The organism is Nocardioides sp. 1609, assembly GCF_004522105.1.
In the GTDB taxonomy this organism is placed as follows: Bacteria; Actinomycetota; Actinomycetes; order Propionibacteriales; family Nocardioidaceae; genus Nocardioides.
Map to the genome: position 1 here is coordinate 202,839 of NZ_SPUJ01000007.1, position 19,801 is coordinate 222,639.

The following is a 19,801-nucleotide window of genomic DNA, read 5'->3' on the forward strand; positions in this document are numbered from 1 at the left end:
GGGGGGTGCCTCAGGCGGTGGCGGCGGCGTTCTGGCCCGCGAGCCGGCCCAGGGTGAGGGCGTTGGCGACGGCGTTGCCACCGCCGACGTAGCGGTTGCCGAGGACGCCGCCGCCGGCCTCCCCGGCCGCGAACAGGCCCGGGATCGGCCGGGCCCGCTGGTCGAGGACGGCGGCGTTCGCGTCGATCTCGAGACCGGCGTGGGTGCACACGAGCTCGGCCGGCAGCACGCGGGTGGCGTGGAACGGCGGCGCGGCGATCGGGGCGGGGGGCGTGGTGACGCCCTTGGCGGCCAGCGTCTGGTCACGCTGGAAGTCGACGTCGGTCCCGTGCGGGAGCTGGTCGTTCCAGCGCTCGACGGTGGCGACGAGGTGGTCGGCGGGCACGCCGATCCGCTCGGCGAGGCCGGGCAGGTCGTCGGCCGCGACGACGGCGCCGGTGCCGACGAGCTCGGTGACGCGGGCCGGCGTCCAGTCGGCGTACCCCTCGGGCAGCGCCCGGCGCGCGGCCTCGTCGAAGACCATCCAGGCGGGTCCGCCCTGGGCGTCGATGAGACCGCCGGAGACGGCGTACGACGCGTCCTCGTCCATGAACCGCCGGCCCTGCGGGTTGACGTGCACGCGCGACACGGGCGGGAACCCGGCCTGCCAGTGGTGGTGGCGGACGAACTGGGCGGTCGGGAGCATCAGTCCCCAGCCGGCGCCGGCGACCGAGGCGCCGACCTGCTCACCAAGGGCGAGGTGGTCGCCCCGCGACCCGGGGGCGGCGACGACGAACAACGAGTCGCCGGCCCGGAGCGCGTCCGGGAACCAGCGCTCGACCAGCGCGGGGTCCTGCGCGAGGCCGCCCGAGGCGACCACGACGGCCCCCGACCGCAGCTCGACACCGTCGGCGACGACACCGCTCACCCGGCCGTCCTCCACGAGCAGCCGCTCGACGCGGGTGTGCAGGACCGCCTCGACGCCGCCGGCCTTCCGCGCCCGGTCGAGCACCTGCACCAGGCCGTAGCCCTGGTCCTTCGGGACGTGGGCGCGCCACACGTCCTCGACGCCGGCCCGGGTCAGCCCCGGCGTGTGCGCGTCGGGCGACACCTGCGCCGGCACCTCGACGCCGAGGTCGAGCAGCCACTCCAGCGTCGGTCCCGCGAGCTCGCAGAACCGCCGGACCAGGCCCGGCTTGAGCAGCCACTGGTTGAGGTCCATGTAGTGCTGGAAGAACCGGTCGACGGTGTCGTCGACGCCCAGCGCCTTCTGCACGCTGGTGTCGGCCGCGGTGAACATGCCGGCCGACAGCTGGGTCGACCCGCCGAGCTCGCCCTCGGACTCGAAGAGGATGACGCTCCGCCCGCGCTCGGCGGCGGACGCGGCCGCCGCGAGGCCCGCGCCGCCACCGCCGATCACGATGACGTCGTAGTCGGTCTCAGGGGCACTCATCAGAGCTCTCCGTCCATCTCGGTGAGGATGCGGTGGTAGGTCCCGTTGGAGACCAGGGCGCCGTCGACGGTCAGCTCGGCGCCGGACATGTAGGAGGAGCCGTCGCCGAGCAGGAAGGCGACGACGTCGGTGATCTCGCTGGGACGGCCCATCCGGCCGAACGGGATGCTGGCCACCGCGCTCTCCACGAAGCCGTCGGCACCGGCCAGCAGCGGGGTCTCGACCAGCCCGGGGTGCACGGAGTTGACCCGGATCCCCCAGGCGGCGAGCTCGCCGGCGGCCGACTTGGTGAGGCCGCGCAGGGCCCACTTCGACGCGGAGTACGACGGCGAGAAGTAGCCGATCTGCCCGGCGATCGAGGAGATGTTGACGATGGAGCCGCCGCTGGAGTCGCGCATCAGCGGCGCGCACGCCTGGATGCCGAGGAACGGCCCGTCCAGGTTGATCGCCAGCACCCGGCGCCAGACGTCGTGCGGGGTGTCCATGAAGCGCAGCCGCCGCGAGATCCCGGCGTTGTTGACCAGGCCGTGCAACGCGCCGTACGTCGTCGCGACCTCGGCGACGAGCGCCTCCCACTGCGCGGGGTCGGTCACGTCGAGCACGTGCCCGCTGGCGGTGCCTCCCGCGGAGCGGACCTCCTGGACCACCGGCGAGCAGTCCGCGACGTCGGCCAGGACGACCCGCCAGCCGTCGGCGGCCAGGGCCCGCGCGTGACCGGCGCCCATGCCGCCGGCGGCGCCGGTGACCAGGACGACGCGGTCGGCACCGGCGCGGGCCAGGTCAGACATGCCGGGAGCCGCCGTCGACCGCCAGGATGTGACCGGTGACGTAGCGGGCGCTGTCTGAGAGCAGGAACAGCATCGGGCCGACGACCTCCTCGGGCGAGCCGATCCGGTGCAGCGGGATGCTGTCGAGGGCCTTGGCGAGGGCCGGCGGGTCGTCCTGCACCCAGCGGGTCATCTCGGTGTCGACGAAGCCGGGCGCGATCGCGTTGACGCGGATGCCGAGGTCGCCGTACTCGACGGCGAGGCACTCGGTGAGGTGGGCCACGGCCGCCTTCGAGGAGCAGTACGCCGCCCGCCCGCGCCGGACGCGGACCGCCGCGACGGAGGCCATGTTCACGATCGAGCCGCCGGGCGCCATCGCGGACGCGGCCGCCTGGGCGCCGTAGAGCACGCCCTCGACGTTGATCGCGAGGGTGGCCTGGATCTGGCTGACGGGGATCTCGGCGGCCGGGGCCTCGGGGAAGATGCCGGCGTTGTTGATCCAGAGGTCGAGCCGGCCGAACCGCTCGACGGCGAGGTCGGCCACCCGCTGCTGGGCGTCCCGGTCGCGGACGTCGACGGCGGCGCCGACGACCTCTCCGGCTCCTGCGAGACCGTCGTGCTCGAGCGTGATCGCCGCGGCGGCCGCCTCCATGAGCGGCTCGTCGAGGTCGGCTCCCAGGACCCGGACGCCGCGACGGGCCAGGGCGGCGGCGAAGCGCGCGCCCATGCCGCGGCCGGCGCCGGTGATGACGGCGACCTTGCCGCGGAGGTCGGGGTGGTCCACGGTCATCAGGGCGTCCTCGACCCGGCCGGGGTGCTCGTGGGTGGGGTGGTCGAGCAGGGTCATGCGGTTGCTCCTCGGTCGTGGGCGTCGGGGGTGGTGGTGACGGGTCCGGGCGCGCTGTCGTCGCGCCGGACGAGGCGGTGGGCGACCAACCAGCCGTCGCCGTGGCGGGCGAGGCGGTCGGTGAGGGTGGTCAGGCGCACGAGGCGGCTGTCCTGGTCCTCGGGGGTGGCCACGATCTGGAGGTAGGCGTGCGCGACGACCTCGTCGTCGCGCTCGGACGCCTCGACGTCGACGTTGGTCACGACGTGCCGCAGGTGGGTGCGCGTGGCGACGCAGGAGTCGTGGAACGCGCGGGCGAAGGCGGTGAGCGCCGCGGCGCCGCGCGACGGCTCGGGGTACGACGGCGAGTCGAAGACCCCGTCGGCGGTGAACGTCGCCGCCCACCCGGCCGCGTCGCCCTCGTCGATCAGGCGCGACTGCCGCGCGTACAGCCGCTGCGCCGCCACGACGACGGACTCGGGAACCTCCACGTGCCACCTCCTCCTCTGTGTGCGATATTCGCACGCTGCGTGCTATAACTGCACTGGAGGTTAGGCCGGTCACATCGGGGTGGTCAAGCCCACACCGTGACCCGGCACACGCCGGAGTGCCGGAGGGCGCCAGGATGAGACGCATGAACGAGGGGTCGGACGTCGTCGTCGACGGCGGCATGTCCAAGACGCTGCACTCCGGGCTGCGCGTGCTCGAGGTGCTCAGCGCCCGCGGCGAGGGCATGACGATCACCGAGGTCGCCGAGGCGGTCGGCGTCCACCGCACCGTGGCGCACCGCTTCCTGCGCACCCTCGAGGCACACCGCCTCGTGCGGCGCGACCGGGCCAAGCGGTTCCACCCGGGCGCGGGGCTGGTGCCGCTGGCCGACCCCGTGGAGCGCGACCTCCGCACGGCCGCGCTCCCCCTGCTCGAGGAGCTCGCCGACGCCGTCGGGGCCACGGCGCACCTGGTGGCCCAGGAGGACCCCGAGCGGGTCCGCGCCCTGATGGTCGTGGAGCCCCGCAGCGCCTCGATGCACGTCGCCTTCCGCCCCGGCCAGCTCGACCTCGTCGACCGGGGCTCGGCCGGTCTCGCCATCCTCGCGGCCCAGCCGGCCGTCCTCGGCGAGCGGGACGAGATCCGGGTCGCCCGCGAGCGGGGTTACGCCGTGACCTACGCCGAGGTGATCCCCTCGGTGCACGGGATCTCGGCCCCCGTGCCGCTGCGCCGAGACGGTGCGCCGCTCAGCGTCGGGGTCTCCGTGTTCGACCTGGTCGACGAGGACCGGGTCGCCGCCGCCGTGGTCGCGACCGCGGCCCAGCTGGCCCGCGTGGCCGGCTGAGCGCCGCCGGTCCGCGTTGTCCGGTCCCCGCCCCGGCTCTACGGTGACGAGGGTGCCCACCCACCCGTTCTGGTCCGCCCTCGTCGACGACGCGGCGATCTTCCCGCCCTGCGACGTCCCCCTCCACGACGCCGTCGCGGCCCACGCCGCGCGGACGAGCGACGACGGGGCCGGGCTCGTCGGCACCTTCGTGCTGCGCGACACCGACCTGCCCCTGGTCCGCGGCGTCGACGCGCCCCTCACGGTCGTCGTCACCGGTGGTGCCGGCCAGCTCGCCGGCCCGGCCGGCCTGGCCGCTCGGCTCGGCCTGCGCCTCGTCGCCCTCGAGATCGCGCTGCGCGACCACGACGACCTCGCCGGCAACGCCCGGCGGGTGGTCGCGGCGGTCGACGCGGCGCGCGCCGACGGCGGGCTCGACGACGACGTGCACGTCCGCGTCGAGCTGCCGGCCGTGCCCGCCGACCACGCCTGGCGCAGCGCCGCCGAGGTGGTCGCGGCCGCCGAGCTGCAGCTGAGGCTCCGCACCGGCGGGAGCGAGCCCGGAGCCGTGCCCGCGCCCGACGTCCTCCTCGGGTGGATCGACGCCGCCCTCGACCTCGAGACGCCGTTCGCGTGCACCGGGGGCCTGCACCGCGCGGTGCGCCACGACACCCCCGACGGCGGCGTCCAGCACGGGTTCCTCAACGTGCTCGTGGCCACCCGCGCCCTCTACGACGGCGCCCCGACCGACCAGGCCCGGGTGCTGCTCGAGGAGCACGACCCCGACGAGGTCGTCGAGGCGGTGCGCTCGGCCGACCTGGGCGGCGTCCGACGGTGGTTCACGTCGTTCGGGTCCGGCTCGGTCGCCGAGTCGTGGGGCGACCTGCGCGCCCTGGGCCTGGTCGGCTGAGCGGCTCCGGCCCCTGCTCCGAGGGGCTGGACGGACCGCGTCACCGGGCGGTGTTGGGGCAAACCGCCCCGGACGGGGTGCGCAGCCAGCCATACTCGCCGCCATGCGATGCCTGCCGACGCGAGTCCTGGTCCTGGTGCTCCTGGTCTCGACGTGGCTCGTCGCCGCGATCGCTCCGTCAGTCGCCGACCCGGGGTTCAGACTGCCCTTCGAGCCCGGCCGACAGTTCCCCATCACCCAGGGCCCGGGCGCGCACGCCGCGGGTCCGTACCCCGACTACAACCGTCACGCGGTCGACTTCGCTCTGCCGAGCGGCACCCCGGTGCTGGCTTCGGCCGGGGGGACGATCCAGTTCGAGGGATACGACTCGACCGGGGCGATCCAGGTCCGTGTCGACCACGGGGGCGACCGCTGCACTCAGTACGTTCACCTGAGCCGGACGATCATCGATCGCGGCCAGACCGTGCAACGCGGGCAGCTCCTCGGGTACAGCGGCAGCACCGGCATCAGCTCGGGCCCGCACCTGCACTGGAACATGGTCTACTGCTCGACCCAGCGCTCTCGGGAGGTCGTCAACACCCTGGAGATGGGCACCAGCTATCCCATCGGCACCTCCGCACGCAGCCAGAACACGGCGGGCAACGACCCGGTCGGCAGCTTCGACGAGCTGGTGAGCCCGGCACCGGGCGTGGTCCGGGTCCGCGGGTGGGCCCTCGACCGGGACAACCCCGGCGCGGCGACCGGCATCCACGTCTACGTCGGCGGGCCCGCCGGCAGCGCCGGGGCCCGCGGCTTCGACATCGGGCCGGCGGCGGCGTCCCGACCCGACGTCGCGAACGCCTACCCCGGTGTCGGCGAGCGCCACGGGTTCGACGTCTCGCTGGAGGTCGGGGCCGGGAGGCTGCCGGTGTACGTCTACGCGATCAACCTCGCCGGCAGCGGTGGCTCGAACGTGCTCCTCGGCCGTCGCGACGTGACGGTGTCGAACCCCGACCCCGTCGGGTCACTCGACAGCGTCAGCTCACCTCAGGGCGGCGAGCTGCACGTCGGCGGCTGGACCTTCGATCCGAGCAACCCCCGCGAGGCCACCGGATTCCACGTGTACGTCGGCGGGCCGGCGGGCGACCCACGGGCGGAGAGCTTCGACCTCGGTCTCGCGTCGGTGTCGCGCCCCGACGTCGGCCGGGTGTACCCCGCTGCCGGGGAGGCCCACGGCTTCGACACCACGTTCCCGACGGGGAAGGTGGGGTTGCAGCCCGTGTTCGTCTACGGCATCGACACCGGGCCGGGTGACAACGTCCTGATCGGCTCCGGCACCGTCGAGATCGGAGTCGGCCCGCCCCGGATCGGCGCCACGAAGCGGGCCTCCGTCGTGGGCCGGCCGGCTGCAGGAAGAACAGTGCGGGCCGGCTCCACCTCGTGGACGGTGCGCAGCGTCACCGTGCGGTACCAGTGGTTCCGGGACGGGAAGCCGGTCGCGGGTGCGACCAGGTCGACGTACCGGGTGAGGAAGGCCGACCGCGCGAAGCGCATCAAGGTGCGCGTCGAGGCGACGCGTGCCGGCTACGTCTCCGGGGCGACGACCTCACGAGCGGTCAAGGTCCGCCCACCCCACCGCCGCTGACCGAGCTCGGGTCGCGGCCCCGGGTCAGCGGCCGGCCGGGACCCGGTCGCTGGCGCCGTACAGGTCGACGGGCAGCTCCTCGACGCCGTACACCGCCGAGAGCTTGCGGAAGTCGAGCGCGTCGCGCGGGACGGTGACGGCCAGGTCGGGGAACCGGACGGCCAGGGCGCGCAGCGCGATCCGCAGCTCCATCCGGGCCAGCTCGGCGCCGACGCAGCGGTGCATGCCGTGGCCGAAGGCGAGGTGGCGCGTCGGGGCGCGGTGCGGGTCGAAGGTGTCGGGGTCGGCCCCGGCGACCGCGGGGTCGCGGTTGGCGCCGAGCAGCGAGATGCCGACCGCGTCGCCGGCGCTGATCTGCTGGCCGCCGAGCTCGAGGTCGACCTTGGCGAACCGCAGGAACGCCAGCTGGACGACGGTGAGGTGGCGCAGCAGCTCCTCGACGATCCGGTCGACGTGGTCGCGCCCGGCGGAGTCGTCGCGCATCATCGCCATCGCCTCGGGGTTCTCGGCGAGCAGGTAGGCGCCGAGGGAGAGCATCGACGCCGACGTCTCGTAGCCGCCGAGGAAGACACCGTCGGCGATGCCGCCGAGGGTGAGGTCGTCGAGCTCGTCGCCGTGCTCCTTGAGGAGCCCGCCGATCAGTCCGTCGCCGGGCTCGGCGCGCTGGGCGGCGACCGCCTTGATGAGGAAGTCGCGGGTGTGGGCCGCCGCGCCGAACGCGCCGACGCCGCCCTGCGACAGGTCGAAGCGGGCGACGCCGAGGCTGTAGAACCGTTCCCGGTCCTCGACCGGGAGACCGAGCAGCTCGCAGATGACCTGGAAGGGCACCGGGAAGGCGAACTCCTTGACCAGGTCGACGTGCGGACCGCTCGCCTCCATCGCGTCCAGCCGCTCGTGGACGACGCGCTCGATCTCCGGTTCGAGCCGGGCCAGCCGGCGCATCGTGAACTCCGGCGTCAGGTAGCGGCGCAGCGCGGTGTGCAGCGGCGGGTCGGTCATCCCGAGCCCGCCGATCTGCTCCTCGTCGCTGCGGCCCTCCTGGGACACGAACTGCCCGATGTCGTTGGAGTACGACGTGCCGTCGGCCAGGGCGGCCCGGGCCTCGTCGTAGCCGCTGACCAACCAGATGTTCTTGCCGAACAGCGTGGCCAGCTTCTTGACCGGCTCGGCGGCTCGGACCGTCGCCATCTCGGGCAGCGGGTCGAGCCCGTCGCGCTTGAGCGGCATGGTCACCGACGACGGCAGGAACCGCATCTTGCGCAGGTCGATCCCGTCGCGCATCGTGCGCTCGAGCAGGAACTTCCCGGCGCGCTGCTTGACCGCCTCGACGAACCTCATGGGTGTATTGGATCAGACGGCGCGCGGTGTACGCCTCGGGACGTGCCCCGAGGTGACCCTGGCCTCACCCCGGCGACCGCCGAGATGCGGGGCCCGACCCGGGGTAGTCCCGGACGAACGGCCCCACCTCTCGGCGATTTCCGGGGCCGATCGTCCGGGACTACCCCCGGCCGCCACCCACCCCCGTGGCGGATCAGGGGGCGATGTTCTCCGGGACGCTCGCGCCGGCGGTGCGGTTCTCGGCGTCGACCATCCACGCGAGCTGCTCGATGCGCTCGATGATCGTGTGCAGCAGGTCGGCGGTGGTGGGGTCCTCGGCGTCGACGTCGTCGTGGATCCGACGCGCGGTCGCGGAGACGCCGTACAGCGCGCCGACGACCAGGTCGACGGTCGCGGCGGTGTCGACCTCGCCGGCCGGGAAGGCGGCCAGGCTCGACTGGTGACCGACCGTGGCGGCTCGGGCGTCCGGCGTGACGTAGACGGCACGCATCCGCTCCGCGACGTCGTCGCCGAACGCGCGGGCGGCCTCGACGATCTCGTCGAGCTGGAGGTGGAGGTCGCGGAAGTTCTTGCCGACGACGTTCCAGTGCGCCTGCTTGCCCTGGAGGTGCAGGTCGGTGATGTCGACGAGCAGCTGCTGCAGGTGGGTGGCGAGCTGGGTGGAGGCCCGGAAGGCGGGGTGGGAGGAGTGCACGGTCTTGTGGCGGTCGGTCATCTGCGTCATGACGGTGACAATGCCAGGCTTTCTGGAATGATTCCAGGAAAGCAAGGCTCACCTACCCCCGGGCCGCCTGGGCCGGCCGACCCTCGGGTGCCCCACGCGTGCAATTGCCCACGCTCGCTCGGTTGCGCCGCGCAGAACTGGCCCAGGGAGTGCAATTGCACGCGCGGGGCGGTGCCCGGTCACCCGCGCACGACGCTCAGGCGCCCGTCGTCATCGCCTGCAGCTGGGCGAGCTCGAGCGGGACCGAGGAGCGGGCGCCGAGCTCGGGGACGGACGGCGGGGCGCCGTCGCGGACCAGCAGGTCGCCGATGGCGGCGATCATCGCGCCGTTGTCGGTGCACAGGCGCATGGGCGGCACCCGCAGCTCGATGCCGGCCTCGGCGCAGCGCTGCTCGGCGAGCGAGCGGACACGGGAGTTGGCGGCGACGCCGCCGACGATGACGAGGGTGTCGACCCGCTCCTGGCGGCAGGCGCGGATCGCCTTGGTGACGACGGTGTCGGCCACGCACTCCTGGAACGACGCCGCGATGTCGGCCACCGAGACGCCCGGGTCGCGCGGCGCGGCGACGTAGCGGGCGACCGCCGACTTGAGGCCCGAGAACGAGAAGCCGAGTGCCGGGTCGCGCGGGCCCATCAGCGGCCGGGTGAACCGGACGGCGGCCGGGTCGCCGTCGACGGAGACCCGGTCGATCGACGGACCACCCGGGTAGGGCAGGCCGAGCAGCCGCGCGACCTTGTCGAACGCCTCCCCGGCGGCGTCGTCGAGGGTGTCGGACAGGTGCACGATCGGCGTCCGCACCAGGTCCTCCACGGCGAGCAGGCTGGTGTGCCCGCCGCTGACGATGAGCACGATGCTGCGCTCGGGCAGCGGGCCGTGCACGAGGGTGTCGGCGGCGGCGTGCCCGGCGAGGTGGTGGACGCCGTACAGCGGGACGCCGAGGGCGAGCGCGGTCGCCTTCGCCGCCGCCACCCCCACGTGCAGGGCGGTGGCGAGACCCGGCCCGGCCGTCACCGCGACCGCCCCGACCTGGTGCCACGCGAGGCCGGCGTCCTCGAGCGCGGTGCGCATCGTCGGCACCATCGCCTGCACGTGCGCCCGCGCCGCGATCTCGGGGACGACGCCGCCGAACAGCACGTGCTCGTCGATGCTCGACGCGAGCGCCTCACCGAGCAGGACGCCGTCGCGCACGAACCCCACGCCGGTCTCGTCGCACGAGGTCTCGATGCCCATCACGATCGTCACGCACCGATTCTCGCAGCCACGACGACGGCACCGGGAGCAGGTTCCCCCGGCCCCGACACCGGCCCCGACCCCGGCCCGGACCCCGGCCCCGACCCGGCCCGGCCCGGACCCCGGTTCACGCCAGGGCCTCGGCGAGCACCTCCAGCACGTGCCGGTAGGACCGGCCGGTCGCGCGCGACAGGCCGATCTCGCAGGTGCGGTTGCCGCTGACGTAGGCGTCGAAGCCGCCACCGCCCGCCTCCAGGGCCGCGACCTCGGCGGCCTCGGGTGCGGTCGCGGCGGCGGTCAGCTCGGGGTGCAGCAGGCCACGGTCGCCGGCGAAGCCGCAGCAGCCCCACGCGGTCGGGACGACGACGTCGTCGGCCACCGCCGCAGCGAGCCGCAGCAGCGCGCCGGTGGAGCCGAGCGCGGTGCTCGAGCAGGTGGGGTGGACGGCGACGCGGCCGAGCCGCCGCGACGACGGCACCGGCGGCAGGTGGGGCAGCACCCGGTCGACGACGAAGTCGAGGACGTCGACGACGTCGTGGCCGGCGTCGGCCACCAGGATCTCGAGGCCCTCGGTGCACGAGCTCGCCTCGACGACGACCGGCAGCCCGCGGTCGGGCTCCAGCGCGGCCCGCACCCGCTCGCCCATCCGGCGGTGACCCTCGAGGTGGCCCTTGGACTTCCACGGCGTCCCGCAGCACAGGTCGGCCATCGCACCGGGCCCGGACGGCGTCCGCAACCGGACCCCGGCGCGTTCGCACAGCGCCCGGAACGCCGTCCCGGCGCCGCCGCCGAACATGGTGCCGACGCAGGAGGCGAACCAGACGGCGTCCGCGTCGGGCGCGACGAGGTCGACCCGCCTCGGGCCGCCGCGACCGAGCCCGGGGCCGTACTCGGGGAGCGTGTCGTGGTCGACCACCCGCCGGGCCGCACGGGACGTCGCCGCGGCCGCCCCCGGCGCCCGGGCGGCGAGCGTGAGGCCGGCCGAGGCGGCGCGCGTCGTCGCCGACCAGTGGTTCGCGGCGAACGCCCAGCCCTGCTGCTCGGCACGCGAGCCGTCCTCGGCGCGCAGCCGGCGCACCAGCGCACCGGTGTCGATGAGCACGGGGCAGGCGGTCGCGCACATGCCGTCGGCGGCGCAGGTGTCGATGCCGTCGTACTCGTAGTCCTCGCGCAGGCTCGCGGCCAGGTCGTGGTCGCCGCGCTGCTGCGCCGCGGCCATCTCGCGCCGCGCGACGATCCGCTGCCGCGGGGTGAGGGTGATCGAGCGGGACGGGCAGACCGGCTCGCAGAAGCCGCACTCGACACACCGGTCGACCTCCTCCTCCACGGGCGGCGCGGTCTTGAGGTCGCGCAGCCACGCGCGGTCGTCGTCGGTGACCACCGAGCCCGGGTTGAGCAGGCCGCGCGGGTCGAAGAGCCGCTTGACGGCGTGCATCACCGCCGCGAGCTCGGCGCCGTACTGCCGCTCGACGAACGGCGCCATGATCCGGCCCGTGCCGTGCTCGGCCTTGAGGGTGCCGTCGAGGCCGAGCACCAGGTCGACCATGTCGGTGGTGAACGCCTCGTAGCGGGCCATGTCGGCCGCGGAGTCGAAGCGCTCGTTGAGCAGGAAGTGCAGGTTGCCGTCGCGGGCGTGCCCGAAGATCACCGAACCCTTGTAGCCGTGCGCGGCGAACAGGCCGACCAGGCCGGTGCTCAGCTCGCCGAGCCGCCCGACGGGGACGGCGACGTCCTCGAGCAGCGCGTTGGTGCCCGGGGGACGGGCGCCGGCGACGGCGCTGAAGAGACCCTTGCGGGTGCGCCAGAGGCGACCGCGCTCGACGGCGTCGCCGGTGAGCTCGAGCGGCACCGACAGCGGGAGGTCGCCCAGCGGACCCTCGGCGGCGGCCCGCAGCGCCGCGAGCTCCTCGGTCGTCGCGGCCTGCAGCTCCACCAGCAGGGCGGCGTGGTCGCCCACCCCGGCCGCGTCGAGCCGGCCGATCGCCTCCGGCCGCTGCGGGTCGAGCGCGGCGACCCGCAGCGAGGCGGCGTCCAGCAGCTCGGCGGTCGCGACGCCGGTGGCCAGGATCTCCGGCACCAGCGCCGAGGCGGTCGCGAGGTCGGGGAGCACCAGGAGCCCGGTCGCCGCGTGCGGCAGCACGTCGACGGTGCGCAGCACGGCCGAGGCGACGAAGCCGAGGGTCCCCTCGCTGCCGACCATCAGCTTCACCAGGACGTCGACCGGCTCGTCGGCGTCCAGGAAGGCGTTGAGGCCGTAGCCCATCGTGTTCTTGATCGCGAAGAGCCGGCGCAGCGTCGCCACCGAGGCGGCGTCGCCACGGACCCGGTCCCGCAGCCGCAGCAACCCCTCGTGCAGCTCCGGCTCGGCCGAGCGCAGCGCCCGGTCCGCGTCCGGCGCCGCCGAGTCGACCACGGTGCCCGACGGCAGCACGACGACCATCGACTCGACGGTCGCGTACGAGCTGAGCTCGGTGCCGCACTGCATCCCGGAGGAGTTGTTGGCGATGACCCCGCCGAGGGTGCAGGCGATCTCGGAGGCCGGGTCCGGCCCGATCTTGCGACGGTACGGCGCCAGCCGGGCGTTGACGGCCCGGACCGTCACCCCCGGTTGCACGCGGACCCGCGCGCCGCCGTCCAGCACCTCGACGGCGCCGGCGCCCGCGAAGGCGTGGCGGACGTCGACCAGCACGCTGTCGCTGAGGGCCTGGCCCGAGAGCGAGGTGCCACCGCTGCGGAAGGTCAGCGGGACGCCGAGCACCCCGCACGCCCGCATCACCTCGGCGACCTCGCCGGCGTCGCCGGGCGTGGCCACGGCCTGCGGGTGCAGCAGGTAGTGCGACGCGTCGTGGGCGCGCACCGCCAGGTCGAGCGGGCGCCCGGTGACCCCGCAGCCGGAGTCACCGAGCGCCGCGACCAGCCGGTCGGCCAGCCGATCGACGGGGGAGGGGTCGGCCGTGACGCTCAGAGGTCGCCCTTCCCGAGGCGGTCGGCGATGTGCTCGGCCTGCCGGATCGCCAGTGCCACGATCGTGAGGGTCGGGTTCGCCGCCGCGCCGGTGGTCATCACCGAGCCGTCGCTGACGAACAGCCCCGGGACGTCGTGCGCCTCGCCGAAGGCGCCGATGACGCCGTCCTCGGGCCGCGCGCTCATCCGCAGGGTGCCGAGGTTGTGGGTCGCGGGGTACGGCGGGGTGTGGTGGGTCCCGTTCGCGCCGACCGCCTCGTAGAGCAGGTCGGCGCGGCCGTAGCCGTGCTCGCGCATCGCGACGTCGTTCGGGTGGTCGTCGAAGTGGACGTCGGGCACCGGCAGGCCCCACTGGTCCTTCGCGCCGGTGTTGAGCGTGATCCGGTTGCTCTCCTGCGGCAGGTCCTCCCCGACGATCCACAGGCCGGCGGTGCGGGCGTAGGCGTCCATCACCTCGGTGAACTCCCGGCCCCACGTGCCCGGGTCGACGAACGCCGCGAGGAACGGGACGCCGAGCGACAGCGTCTCCAGGTAGTAGCCGCCGGCGAAGCCGCGCGAGGTGTCGAGACGGGCCTCGTCGGCGATGATCCCGGCCATCGTCTCGCCGCGGTACATGCGCACCGGCTGGTCGAAGCGCGCGTAGACCGAACCGGTGGTGTGGCGCATGTAGTTGCGTCCGACCTGGCCCGAGGAGTTCGCCAGGCCGTCGGGGTGCAGGGAGCTGGCGCTCATCAGCAGCAGCCGCGGCGACTCGATCGAGTTGCCGGCGACGCAGACGACCTTGGCCGCCTGCCGGTGCAGGTTGCCGTCCTTGTCGAGGTAGAGGACGCCGTTCGCGCGGCCCTGCGCGTCGTGGGTGACCTGGACGGCCTGGCACTGCGTGCGCAGGTCGCACCTCCCGCTCTCCACGGCCCGCGGGACCTCCCGGACCGCGGTGCTCCACTTGGCCGTCGACTTGTCGCCCTGGAAGTTGAAGCCGTCCTGGACGCTCGCCGGGCGCCCGTCGTAGGGCTCGGCGTTCGTGCCGTAGGGGCCGGTCGCGTAGAACTTGTAGCCGATCTTCTCGGCGCCGCCGGCGAAGACCTTGTAGTTGTTGTTGGCCGGCAGGGCCGGGCGTCCGTGGCGGTGGGTCGACCCGATCGCGATCTCGGCCTTGTCGTAGTACGGCGCCAGGTCGGCCAGCTCGATCGGCCAGTCGAGGAGGTTGGCGCCCTCGATTTCGCCGTAGTGGCTGCGGCCCTTGAACTCGTACTCCTTGAACCGCGGGGTCGCGCCCGACCAGTGCGTCGTGGAGCCGCCGACCACCTTGACGATCCAGGCCGGCAGGTTGGGGAAGTCCCGCGTGATCCGGTAGCCGCCGGAGGTGGTGCGGTTGTCGAGCCAGGCCATCTGGTTGAAGGCGGCCCACTCGTCGTTCTCGTAGTCGTCGGGCTTGAGCCAGGCGCCGGCCTCGAGCACGACGCACGGGATCCCGCGCTGGGTGAGCTCGTGGGCGACGGTGCCGCCCCCGGCGCCGGAGCCGATGATGACGACGGCCTCGGTGTCCTGGTCGATCGGCGTGCCGAACTGGTCGCTCATGCCTGGCTCTCCTGGGTCTGCTGGGGCTGGTCGTGATCGGCCACCTCGACGAGCTGCTCGGGGCCGTCGTACTCCTCGATGCGCGGGTCGGGCAGCCAGTCGAGGTCGTCGAAGCCGCGGTGCAGGTAGCCACCGTGCTCGAACGAGGAGCCCTCGTAGCCCAGCAGCTCCCACACCTCGGGGTCGTTGTAGAGCGTGGTGACGGTGACTCCCCGGATGAACCGGAAGAACTCGGCGTCCTCGATCTCGCGCAGCAGCTTCTCGTCGATCTCGGAGCCGCTCTGTGCGGCGCGGAGCTCGAGGGTGGCCAGCCCGCGCTCGAGCGCGAGGCGGTGCCACAGGTCGGCGTCGAGCTGGTCCAGGATCACCCGGGCGGTGCGCTCGTAGGGGCCGTCGGGGAACGACGGGTGGGGGTACGCCGCGCGGAGCAGGCGGACCAGGGCCGGCGCGAGGTCGGCGGCGGGCTCGGGGGTGGATGCGGACGCGGGATCTGACACGGAGGCCTCCGGAACGGGACGGTGTGACTCCCGTCACCGTAGGAGCGTCCGTGCCGTCCGACGAGGGTCGTTCTCGCCGGCCGATAAGCCGACGTCCACAGGTGGGGTGAGCGAGCCCTGGCTGGCGCCGTCGGGACCACCGGCCGCCTGCTCGACGTCATCGAGCTGACGCGCCCTCAGCACGCTCGGGCAGTCGGCTCACGCGGACCGGTAGAACCGCCCGATCCGGGCGGCGCAGGCCCGCAGGACCTGCTCGACCTCGGCCCGGCCGTGGGCCAGGACGGCGTCGGGCGCCGAGATGGCGACCGAGCCGACGAGCGCGCCGGCGACGCCGCTGACCGCCGCGGCGGCGCACGTCGATCCCGCCTGGAACTCGCCGAACTCCCAGGCGATGCCGCGCTCGGCGACGGTGTCGAGCTGCGCGTGGAGCTCGGCGTGCGTGGTGATCGTGCCGGGGCCGAACCGGGGCATCGGCTCCGGGTCGAGCAGCGCGGCGCGCTCCTCGTCGTCCATCCGGGCCAGCAGGATCTTGCCGAACGCCGTCGCGTGGGCCGCCTCGTGGAACCCGAAGTCGATGGGGGGCAGCCGCGGGTGCGCCGGGCTGTCGACGGTGAGGACGACGACGATCTGCGAGCCGCGGTGCACGGCGAGGTAGGCGGCCGTGCCGAGCTGCTGGTGCAGGGCGGTGACCTCGGCGCGCACTTGCCGCGACACCCCGATCTGCTCGTGCAGCGAGACACCGAGCGCGTGCAGCTTGTAACCGAGCTCGAAGCGCTTCTCCTCGCGGATGTGGACGAGGTAGTCGCCGTCGAGCAGCTCGCGGACCAGCCGGTAGACCGTCGGCAGGGGGAGGCCGGTGACGTCGGCGATCTCCTTGGCCGACGCGCCGCCGCGGGCGGCCACGGCCTCGAGGATGTCGAAGGTGCGCGCGACCGATCCCGGCCGCTGATCCCCCGCCGGCGCCGACATGACGCTCATGTAACCACGCAGGTCACAGCGCCGTTCTCACCCGGTGAGAGACACCTCTGGCCGCGGCGGCCCGGCCGCTGGCACAGTCGGGCGCATGATCCTGATCTGTGTGAAGTGGAAGATCAAGCCGGAGCACGCCGACAGCTGGCCCGAGCTCGCCCGCGAGTTCACCGAGGCGACCCGGGCCGAGCCGGGCAACCGCTTCTTCGACTGGTCGCGCAGCGTCGAGGACCCCACCGAGTACGTCCTCCTCGAGGCCTTCGACGACGACGCCGCCGGGCCGCACGTGCAGTCCGACCACTTCAAGAAGGCCCAGGCCGACCTCCCGCAGTACGTCGTGGAGACCCCGCAGATCCGCAACTGGCAGAACGAGCCCGACGAGTGGCACCGCCTCGGCGAGTTCGAGGTCTCCTGACCCGAGGCCTGCGACCCCGCTCGCCCCCGCCCACCTCGCCCGCGTCAGCCGAGCGGCGTCCCGAACGGCCACTCCCAGCGCAGGGGGGTGACGATGATCGACTGGCGCGGGTCGCCGTCCCAGTCGACGCCGAGCCCGTGCTCGGTGAGCACCTCGGCGACGAGCCGGCCGACCCGCGCCGCCGTGGCGTCGTCGGGGGCGCCGCGAGGGGTGTCGTCGGGGGCGTCGAGCCCCCCGTAGGAGAGGGCGATCTCGTCGGTCAGGACCGCGCGGGCCTCCTCCCGCGGAGCGACGACGACGTAGCCCACCGGGTTCGACCCCGGTGCCCGGGTGCGGCCCGCGAACGACACGGCCACCCCGCGCCCGGGCAGGGCGGCGAGCGCGCGGAGCAGCAGCTGCGCCGCCGGCGAGGGCCGCACGACGAGGCGTCGGTGCTCGGCCACGACCTCCTCGACCAGGGCGACCGTCTCGCTCTGCGTCGGCCGGCGCTCCCCGGGGAACCGGCGCCCGAAGTCCTCGCTCGTGGTCAGGTCGACGGCCACCTCGACCAGCCCGGCGTGGTCGTGGCGCCCGGTGGCGGCCCGCACCATGAGGTGTCCCGCCAGGCCCGAGCTCGGCGGGAACCGGGAGTCGAGGACGACGTGGCGCGCCGGCAGCGGCACCTCGCCGCCGTCCGGCGTCACGACCACGGCCGTGGACGGCGCCGTCGCCAGCACCGTCTCGACCCGCAACCGGACCGGGCCCGGCGTCCCGCCGAGCACCAGGTCGAGCTCGGCACCCGCTGAGGCGAGGACGGCCCCCACCGCAGCGGCGCTGTCGTCGGTGACCTCCGCGTCGTCGCGCTCCTCGAAGCCGCGCAGCCAGCGCGCCCCGGTGAAGCGGCGGACGCCGTCGGGTCGGGAGTAGACGTAGCGACGCTCCATGGGGCGTCCCAGGGCGAGCGAGACGACGCGGCGAAGGTCCCCGAGGCTCGTCGAGGCGTCGACGCGGAGCCGGACGACCTCGGCGCCGCCGAGCACGCCGGTCAGCTCGACCCCGGCACCCTCCGGGAGCGTGGAGGGCAGGTCGACCGGCGCCCAGACAACGGTGGAGTCGTCGGTGCCCACGACCCCGAGGTGGTCCGACAGGGTCCGGATCACCCGGTGCCGCAGCGCGTCCGGCACGAGCAGGACGTGGCTGCCCCGCTCGAGCACCTCGTCGTCGAGCAGGCCCAGGGACGCGAGCGCGTCGAGGGTGCGCATCACCTCGGAGGTGACCGGCGCGAGACCGGCCGCGTCGTCGCCGAGCATGGCCGCCGCCATCTGGGTGACGACCGAGGCGGTCGACTCCTCGTCGTCGTCCTCGTCCTCGGCGCGCAGGTAGGACTCGTCGCAACCGGCGAGCAGGGCCACCGCGAGCGCGGCCGCCGCCGCGAGGGGGCGGCGCTGGTCGCCCTCGCTCCGGAGGGCCCTGTCGAACGCCGAGTCGACGGCGGCCCGCACCAGACCCATGACGACCAGGTCGACCAGGTCGGCGGACGGCGGCGGGCAGCCCCCGGCCTCACGGACCTCCCCGCGGGCCTCGAGGACCTGCCGTCCGCCGTCGGCGCGCACCAGACCGGTCTCGTGCAGCGCGTCGACCCAGAGGTGGAGGGCGACCGAGCCGTCCGCGAGGCCGACGACCCGCGCGGCGGCGGACCTCGGGAGCGAAGGCCCGGCACCGAGGGCGTCGAGGGTGGCTCGCAGGAAGCCGAAGAAGGGGCGGGCCGCACCGACCCGCAGCACGTCGTGCGCCGTCGGGACCGCGGCGAGCCCGGTCGCGATGGACTCGTCCACGGTGGGGCCCAGCGACCCGAGGCCGAGCGGTGGCTGGGTGCCCCAGGTGGTGACGTCCCAGCAGTCCTGGACGGCGCGCTCGCTGCGTCGCCACTGCTCGGTCCGTCGCAGGAAGAGCAGGTAGCGGACCAGGGTCATGAGGACCAGGTCGTAGTCGTCACCGCGGTCGATGTCGTCCCGGACCACGTCGCGCAGCAGCCAGCGCAGCAGCTCGGCCGTGGGGTCGTGCAGGTCGCCGCCGCCGCGGGCGGCCCGCGCGAACAGGTCGCCCAGGACGCTGCCGGCGACCCTCGGTGAGGGTCCCTCGGGCAGGTCCGCGCCGGCGTACCAGCCCTCGAACCGCGCGACGGTCAGGCCGGGGACCTGCGGGAGTGGTGGGGTCATGCCCCTGACCTGCCCGGCTCGGCGGGTCGGGACACCCGCGATCTCGGCGGAGTCGGCGCTCGGGGCGCAGGTGCTCGACGTGCCGGCGGCCAGGACCACCCGGGGGTGCCGCAAGGTGCTCGACGAGCAGGTCTCCGAGCCCGGTGACGGAGTGCTCGACGTCGATCCCCGTGACGAGGATCCCGGTCGCGACGACGGGGATCCCGGTCGTGACGACGCGGATCCGGATCGGCCGCGACGGGGATCCCGCTCGGACGCAGCCCGGCTACGACCGGTCGAACGGCCGCTCCCAGCGCACCGCCACCACGATCCGGTGCCCGGGGTCACCGTCCCAGTCGACGACGAGCCCGGCGTCGGCGAAGGCGGCCGCGACCGCGCGGGCGACCCCGGCGGCCTCGTCGTCGAGTGCGCCCGACATGCCGCTGAAGCCCACGGTGAGTCGCCCGGTGAGCACGGCACGGTCGACGTCCTGGGTGTGGCTGTAGGCATAGCCCCGCGCCGGCACCGCCGACTCCCCGGCCATCCGGAGCGCCCGCTCGTAGCCGTCCTGCGCCGCCTCGCCGGCGTCGAAGCCGACGCCCAGGGAGTAGGCGATGCCGCCCGCTTCCAGCTGGTCGACGGCGGCGTCGAAGGCGAGGATGCCGGCCGACGGGGCCGGCACCACGGCGTCGTGCTCGGCGATCACCTGGTCCAGCAGCTCCTCCGCCTCGTCGAGGCTGGGCTCGCCGTCGTCGGGGAAGACCGCGCCGAAGTCGTCGTTCACGATCAGGTCCTCCAGCCCGTCGACGAGGTCGGCACGGTCCTGCAGGCCGCCGGCCACCTTCAGCATCAGGTCGCCGGCGAACGTCGTCTCGTCCGGCGGGACGGGGGTCACGAACGACGCGTGCGGGTGGGAGGCGGAGCTGCCGGCACCGGAGCGGTCCGCCGGGTTCGTGGCTGGGGTCATGGCAGGGGTCATGCCCCGCTCGGGGGCGACCACACCGGCGCGAACCCGCCGTGCTGCGGCAGTGTGACCC

17 protein-coding genes are annotated in these 19,801 nt (G+C 74.4%); 4 read left to right on the plus strand and 13 right to left on the minus strand.

Features of this window, described 5'->3' with window-relative positions; all coding sequences use genetic code 11:
* Positions 1 to 10: 10 nt before the first annotated feature.
* Genes E4623_RS19580 through E4623_RS19595 form a run of 4 tightly spaced genes read right to left on the minus strand, consistent with a single transcriptional unit; the run spans position 11 to position 3,516 of the window.
* Positions 11 to 1,432: an FAD-dependent oxidoreductase gene (locus E4623_RS19580; protein ID WP_134768254.1), complete on the minus strand. Its 1,422-nt coding sequence runs from the start codon at positions 1,430 to 1,432 to the stop codon at positions 11 to 13.
* Complete coding sequence (locus E4623_RS19585; protein ID WP_134768255.1) at positions 1,432 to 2,220, minus strand: SDR family NAD(P)-dependent oxidoreductase; 789 nt, start codon at positions 2,218 to 2,220, stop codon at positions 1,432 to 1,434. Before E4623_RS19585 ends, E4623_RS19580 begins: the two co-directional genes overlap by 1 nt.
* A complete protein-coding gene (locus E4623_RS19590) occupies positions 2,213 to 3,046 on the minus strand; it encodes a glucose 1-dehydrogenase (protein WP_134768256.1) in 834 nt (277 codons plus the stop codon). The genes E4623_RS19585 and E4623_RS19590 overlap by 8 nt, the downstream gene beginning before the upstream one ends.
* Positions 3,043 to 3,516, minus strand: coding sequence for a nuclear transport factor 2 family protein (locus E4623_RS19595; protein ID WP_134768257.1), 474 nt, complete (start codon positions 3,514 to 3,516; stop codon positions 3,043 to 3,045). Before E4623_RS19595 ends, E4623_RS19590 begins: the two co-directional genes overlap by 4 nt.
* A 143-nt stretch (positions 3,517 to 3,659) precedes the next feature.
* On the opposite strand from E4623_RS19595, the gene E4623_RS19600 reads away from it, so the two are divergent.
* From E4623_RS19600 to E4623_RS19610, 3 genes are all read left to right on the plus strand, one after another.
* Positions 3,660 to 4,358: a helix-turn-helix domain-containing protein gene (locus tag E4623_RS19600; protein ID WP_245155185.1), complete on the plus strand. Its 699-nt coding sequence runs from the start codon at positions 3,660 to 3,662 to the stop codon at positions 4,356 to 4,358.
* A gap of 52 nt (positions 4,359 to 4,410) precedes the next feature.
* The gene (locus E4623_RS19605) at positions 4,411 to 5,247 is read left to right on the plus strand and encodes a hypothetical protein (protein ID WP_134768258.1); all 837 of its coding nucleotides are present in this window, start codon (positions 4,411 to 4,413) and stop codon (positions 5,245 to 5,247) included.
* 103 nt (positions 5,248 to 5,350) lie between these two features.
* Positions 5,351 to 6,871, plus strand: a complete 1,521-nt coding sequence (locus E4623_RS19610; RefSeq protein ID WP_134768259.1) for a M23 family metallopeptidase — start codon at positions 5,351 to 5,353, stop codon at positions 6,869 to 6,871.
* A gap of 24 nt (positions 6,872 to 6,895) precedes the next feature.
* On the opposite strand, the gene E4623_RS19615 is transcribed toward E4623_RS19610, so the two are convergent.
* From E4623_RS19615 to E4623_RS19645, 7 genes are all read right to left on the minus strand, one after another.
* On the minus strand, positions 6,896 to 8,209 hold the full coding sequence (locus E4623_RS19615) for a cytochrome P450 (protein WP_134768260.1): 1,314 nt from the start codon (positions 8,207 to 8,209) through the stop codon (positions 6,896 to 6,898).
* Positions 8,210 to 8,402: 193 nt separating this feature from the next.
* Positions 8,403 to 8,933, minus strand: coding sequence for a DNA starvation/stationary phase protection protein (locus tag E4623_RS19620; protein ID WP_134768261.1), 531 nt, complete (start codon positions 8,931 to 8,933; stop codon positions 8,403 to 8,405).
* Positions 8,934 to 9,129: 196 nt separating this feature from the next.
* Positions 9,130 to 10,164: a tRNA (adenosine(37)-N6)-threonylcarbamoyltransferase complex transferase subunit TsaD gene (gene tsaD / locus E4623_RS19625; RefSeq protein WP_134768294.1), complete on the minus strand. Its 1,035-nt coding sequence runs from the start codon at positions 10,162 to 10,164 to the stop codon at positions 9,130 to 9,132.
* Positions 10,165 to 10,291: 127 nt separating this feature from the next.
* Positions 10,292 to 13,021, minus strand: coding sequence for an FAD-binding and (Fe-S)-binding domain-containing protein (locus E4623_RS19630; protein ID WP_245155186.1), 2,730 nt, complete (start codon positions 13,019 to 13,021; stop codon positions 10,292 to 10,294).
* Between the two features lie 104 nt (positions 13,022 to 13,125).
* A complete protein-coding gene (locus E4623_RS19635) occupies positions 13,126 to 14,706 on the minus strand; it encodes a GMC family oxidoreductase (RefSeq protein WP_134768262.1) in 1,581 nt (526 codons plus the stop codon).
* Positions 14,703 to 15,203 (minus strand): hypothetical protein, encoded by a 501-nt coding sequence (locus E4623_RS19640; protein ID WP_209020777.1) that lies wholly within the window; start codon positions 15,201 to 15,203, stop codon positions 14,703 to 14,705. Before E4623_RS19640 ends, E4623_RS19635 begins: the two co-directional genes overlap by 4 nt.
* A 198-nt stretch (positions 15,204 to 15,401) precedes the next feature.
* Positions 15,402 to 16,181, minus strand: a complete 780-nt coding sequence (locus tag E4623_RS19645) for an IclR family transcriptional regulator (protein WP_134768263.1) — start codon at positions 16,179 to 16,181, stop codon at positions 15,402 to 15,404.
* Positions 16,182 to 16,266: 85 nt separating this feature from the next.
* Here E4623_RS19645 and E4623_RS19650 point away from each other — a divergent pair, with 85 nt between their 5' ends.
* Positions 16,267 to 16,587: a putative quinol monooxygenase gene (locus tag E4623_RS19650; protein ID WP_134768264.1), complete on the plus strand. Its 321-nt coding sequence runs from the start codon at positions 16,267 to 16,269 to the stop codon at positions 16,585 to 16,587.
* 44 nt (positions 16,588 to 16,631) lie between these two features.
* Here the strand turns inward: E4623_RS19650 and E4623_RS19655 are convergent, their stop codons facing one another.
* Positions 16,632 to 18,785, minus strand: coding sequence for a hypothetical protein (locus E4623_RS19655; protein WP_134768265.1), 2,154 nt, complete (start codon positions 18,783 to 18,785; stop codon positions 16,632 to 16,634).
* A gap of 265 nt (positions 18,786 to 19,050) precedes the next feature.
* The gene (locus tag E4623_RS19660; RefSeq protein WP_134768266.1) at positions 19,051 to 19,731 is read right to left on the minus strand and encodes a hypothetical protein; all 681 of its coding nucleotides are present in this window, start codon (positions 19,729 to 19,731) and stop codon (positions 19,051 to 19,053) included.
* Positions 19,732 to 19,801: the final 70 nt, after the last annotated feature.

Excerpts from the sequence above, each read along its gene's own strand:
- E4623_RS19660 (WP_134768266.1), bottom strand. The coding sequence starts at position 19,731 with ATGACCCCAGCCACGAACCCGGCGGACCGCTCCGGTGCCGGCAGCTCC.
- E4623_RS19620 (WP_134768261.1), bottom strand. The coding sequence starts at position 8,933 with ATGACGCAGATGACCGACCGCCACAAGACCGTGCACTCCTCCCACCCC.
- E4623_RS19590 (WP_134768256.1), bottom strand. The coding sequence starts at position 3,046 with ATGACCCTGCTCGACCACCCCACCCACGAGCACCCCGGCCGGGTCGAG.
- E4623_RS19655 (WP_134768265.1), bottom strand. The coding sequence starts at position 18,785 with ATGACCCCACCACTCCCGCAGGTCCCCGGCCTGACCGTCGCGCGGTTC.
- E4623_RS19650 (WP_134768264.1), top strand. The coding sequence starts at position 16,267 with ATGATCCTGATCTGTGTGAAGTGGAAGATCAAGCCGGAGCACGCCGAC.
- E4623_RS19610 (WP_134768259.1), top strand. The coding sequence starts at position 5,351 with ATGCGATGCCTGCCGACGCGAGTCCTGGTCCTGGTGCTCCTGGTCTCG.
- tsaD (WP_134768294.1), bottom strand. The coding sequence starts at position 10,164 with ATGGGCATCGAGACCTCGTGCGACGAGACCGGCGTGGGGTTCGTGCGC.
- E4623_RS19585 (WP_134768255.1), bottom strand. The coding sequence starts at position 2,220 with ATGTCTGACCTGGCCCGCGCCGGTGCCGACCGCGTCGTCCTGGTCACC.
- E4623_RS19615 (WP_134768260.1), bottom strand. The coding sequence starts at position 8,209 with ATGAGGTTCGTCGAGGCGGTCAAGCAGCGCGCCGGGAAGTTCCTGCTC.
- E4623_RS19600 (WP_245155185.1), top strand. The coding sequence starts at position 3,660 with ATGAACGAGGGGTCGGACGTCGTCGTCGACGGCGGCATGTCCAAGACG.
- E4623_RS19645 (WP_134768263.1), bottom strand. The coding sequence starts at position 16,181 with ATGAGCGTCATGTCGGCGCCGGCGGGGGATCAGCGGCCGGGATCGGTC.
- E4623_RS19580 (WP_134768254.1), bottom strand. The coding sequence starts at position 1,432 with ATGAGTGCCCCTGAGACCGACTACGACGTCATCGTGATCGGCGGTGGC.
- E4623_RS19635 (WP_134768262.1), bottom strand. The coding sequence starts at position 14,706 with ATGAGCGACCAGTTCGGCACGCCGATCGACCAGGACACCGAGGCCGTC.